Origin of the sequence: Streptomyces sp. MnatMP-M17 (assembly GCF_900091995.1) — a bacterium.
GTDB lineage: Bacteria > Actinomycetota > Actinomycetes > Streptomycetales > Streptomycetaceae > Streptomyces.
Map to the genome: position 1 here is coordinate 1 of NZ_FMDK01001203.1, position 1,127 is coordinate 1,127.

At 64.3% G+C, this 1,127-nt stretch carries 1 protein-coding gene; it reads right to left on the bottom strand.

All coding sequences use genetic code 11. The features are described 5' to 3' along the window. Positions 1-76 precede the first annotated feature (76 nt). Positions 77-1,127: non-reducing end alpha-L-arabinofuranosidase family hydrolase (locus GA0115259_RS37770; RefSeq protein WP_093605101.1), on the bottom strand; the 1,051-nt coding region annotated here is incomplete at its 5' end.

Below are 1,127 nucleotides of genomic sequence, written 5' to 3' on the forward strand. Positions count from 1 at the left end.
GTGACCCGGGCGGGCTCGGCCTTCTGCCGAGCCCGCCACGCCGGCTCCATACCGGAGCCGGACTCGTGTCACGCCGTCACCGCTGCAGTGTCAGCAGACCCGGACGGTAGGGCAGGAGGCCGTAGTCGCCGCCGGAGTTGGGGCTGCGTCCCTGGTAGAGCAACTGCAGATTGCAGGGGTCGACGGTCATGGTCTGATCGGGGCTGGTGCGGATCAGTTCGCCATGGCTGATGTCGTTGGTCCAGGTGGCGCCGCTGTTGGCCTTGCCGGCGAAGGGGTTGCTCTCGGTCGCGGCCTGGGGTGTCCATGAGCCGTTCAGACTGGTGGCCGTGAACGAGCGGAAGTAGCGGCCCTGCGAGCCGATCGCCTCGACGATCATGAGATAGCGGTTCTGGCCCTGGAGCTTGTAGATCTGCGGGGCTTCGAACAAGTTGTTCGTCGTATCGCTCATGATCACTGTCGAGGTCGTGCCGAAACTGCTCGGGAAGTTCCCGATCGGCATGCTGGCCCGGTAGATCTTGCCGTTGTCACCGGCGAAGAACAGGTACATGTTCGTCCCGTCAGCGATGAGCGTCTGGTCGATGGGTCCTGTTGCGGAGTCGGTGATGCTTCCGGAGAAGAGCTCCCTCGGTGATGACCAGCCATTCGGGTTGGTGGGGTCGCTCGACGTCCGGTAGGAGAAGGCGGTCGCACCCCACTGGTAGGCGAGCACCCAGATGTTCTTCGGCGCGAAGTAGAAGAGCGTCGGCGCGACGGTGGCAGTCGACATCGCGTTCTGGCTGGCCGAAGCCATCTCCGACCAGTTGGTGAACAGGCTGAAGTTCATCGAACCCCAACTCGTCCCCGTGTCGTGCGTCGTCGCGTAGACGAGCTGCTTGCCGTTGTGGGGGACGACGGTGAAGTCCTTGAGCGAGACCCACCCCGACTTGGGCTGAGCCAGCACGCCCGTCGATGACCAGCGGTATGTCGACGGCAGATTGCACGTGCCGGGGTTGTCGGCGCCGACCTGGACGAGCTGCCACTGCTGGTTGTTGCCACCCCAGTCGTCGTACTGGACGATGTTCGCGTTGTCGGCGGTGGAGCCGCCCTGTACTTCGAGGGCCTTGTTGCTGTGGCGGGGGGTTAGC